Here is a 2,029-nt window from a genome sequence, read left to right on the forward strand (position 1 = left end):
CGCGTCCCGGGCGGGCATGGTCGGCGCCGAGGACTGCAGCTTCTCCAGGGCCTCGCGGTACGGGCCCGCGAAGCCCGCGGGGATCATCGGCTCGTACACCGAGAGCGCCTGCCCGACCTTCATCGCGCCGCCCTTGAGCCTGCCGAGCACGGCGAAGAGCTGCTCGGCGTTGCGCTGCAGGGCCGCCTCGGACACCTCCGCGCGGTCGGCGCCCGCGAGTCTGCGGCCCCACCCCGCGACGGCACGTCCGGCGAACGAGACCGGCAGCGCGGCGATCGCGGCGGTCCGGGCGGTGCTCCGGGTCGGGATCGCGGTCAGTGTGCTCATGCCGAGAAGAGTGGCGCGGCGGCGGCCCGGAGACATCGGGGCTGCCACGGAGATCGGGGTGTGGGTACTACCCCTCCGGGACGGCCGCGATGAGCTTCTCCACCGTGTTGCGGTTCCGGGCCGTGACGGCGACCTTCCACTCCTTGCGGAGGTAGGCGGCGACGTCCGGGGAGTTCGAGATGCCCTCGGGGCACCACTGGTAGACGAGCCGCCCGCGCACCGCGATCCGGTCCGGGTCGAGCTGCTCGGGGCCGGGGGCGTCGGCCGGGGCGTCGTCGAACAGCCACATCACGACCATCCTGGAGCCGTTGTCCCCGGTGAGCGGGTTGCCCTCGGCGGCGGCCCGCAGCTCCTCGCGGGTCAGGGCGAGGCAGCGGATGTCCGCGCCGTACCGCTCGCGGAGCGCCTCCTCGAGCCGCGTGGCCACCGCCGCCGCGGGCTCGTCGGCCGCCAGGACGGCGTTCCCGCTCTGCAACAGCGTCCTGACCTGCGTGTACCCGAGCCCGGCGAGGATCTCCCGCAGCTCGGCCATGGGCACCTTGCGGTTGCCGCCGACGTTGACACCCCGCAGGAGGACCGCGTAACCCGCCACGCGGGGCAACGTACCGCTCGTCGCATCCGGGGGACGTGTGACTGACCCGGGGTCGATATGGGGGACATCCCCCGTGACCCGGCCGTGACGTTCTGACAGTGTGGGACGAGTACTCAGCAGACCCACAGCTACGAGGGAGGCCAGGTGCAGCACCTCCACGCGCTCACCGCGTTGTTCGACGCCGTGCTGCACAGTGTCTGGCTGCTGCCGGTGCTGACCTTCCTCATCGCCCTCGACGGCCCGTTCCCCGTCCTCCCCAGCGAGACCCTGCTGACCGTGGCGGCCGCGGCGGGCTTCGGCACCGGGGACCTCGTGGGCATCGTGGGGCTGTTCGCCGCCGCCGTCGTCGGGTCGATGCTGGGTGACCTGTTCGTCTACTCCCTGGGCCGCTCGTCGAACCGCGTGCTGCGCGGGGCCGGGACGAAGGACGACGGGCTGGGCGCCTGGGTCCGCCGCAACCTCTACACCCGGCCGATCGTCGCCTGCGTGGGTGCGCGGCTGATCCCGGGCGGGCGGCTGGTGAGCACGGCCGCGTGCGGACGGGTGAAGCTGCCGATGCGGATGTTCCTGCCCGCCACCGCCGTCAGCTCCGCCGTGTGGAGCGTCTACATGCTGCTGGTCGGCGCCGTGCTGGGCCCGATCACCAAGGGCAACCCGATCCTGTGCCTGCTCGCGGGCATCGGGATGGCGGGGGTCACCGCGGGCGGGTTCGAGATCGCCCGACGCGTGCGGCGCCGGATCCTCGCCCGGCGTGCCGCGGAGGCCCTCGTGGCCGCCGCCGAGAACGCGCCGGTCCCCGTCTCACGCTGAGACGCGCCGAGCGCCGCCGGGCGACGATGCTGCGGACCGTGCGCGACGAGGCGTGGAGCGGCGACGTGGGGCCCGAGAACGCGGCCTGGTTGGCCACCGAGAGCCGGACGGCCCGGTTGGCGCGGGAGTACCGCCCCGTCGACCTCGGGGGCGGGAGGATCCGGTACAGCGCCCGTGCGCTGGATGCCGCGCGTGAGCTCGGCGAGGAGGAGGACGGCTTCTTCACCGACGACGCCGACGGCCTCCGCGTCTGGATCGGCGAGTCGGCCTTCGAGCTCGAACGGGAGGACTGAGCCGGGC

Annotated in this window: 3 protein-coding genes and 1 pseudogene; 2 read left to right on the forward strand and 2 right to left on the reverse strand. The window is 73.7% G+C overall.

Annotated elements, in window-relative coordinates:
• A pseudogene (locus H5J29_RS30445) lies at positions 1-327 on the reverse strand (AarF/ABC1/UbiB kinase family protein); the annotation flags it as partial.
• A gap of 67 nt (positions 328-394) precedes the next feature.
• Complete coding sequence (locus tag H5J29_RS30450) at positions 395-919, reverse strand: DUF1697 domain-containing protein (RefSeq protein WP_181784400.1); 525 nt, start codon at positions 917-919, stop codon at positions 395-397.
• 144 nt (positions 920-1,063) lie between these two features.
• Between H5J29_RS30450 and H5J29_RS30455 the strand changes: the two genes are divergently transcribed.
• Both H5J29_RS30455 and H5J29_RS30460 read left to right on the forward strand, forming a co-directional pair.
• Positions 1,064-1,729 carry a DedA family protein gene (locus tag H5J29_RS30455; RefSeq protein WP_181784401.1) on the forward strand — a complete coding sequence of 222 codons (666 nt, stop codon included), beginning with the start codon at positions 1,064-1,066 and terminating at the stop codon, positions 1,727-1,729.
• Positions 1,730-1,767: 38 nt separating this feature from the next.
• Positions 1,768-2,022 carry a hypothetical protein gene (locus H5J29_RS30460; RefSeq protein WP_312858479.1) on the forward strand — a complete coding sequence of 85 codons (255 nt, stop codon included), beginning with the start codon at positions 1,768-1,770 and terminating at the stop codon, positions 2,020-2,022.
• The last annotated feature ends 7 nt before the right edge of the window (positions 2,023-2,029 follow it).

The sequence above is a fragment of the Pseudonocardia pini genome, assembly GCF_013870575.1.
Classification (GTDB): domain Bacteria; phylum Actinomycetota; class Actinomycetes; order Mycobacteriales; family Pseudonocardiaceae; genus Pseudonocardia; species Pseudonocardia pini.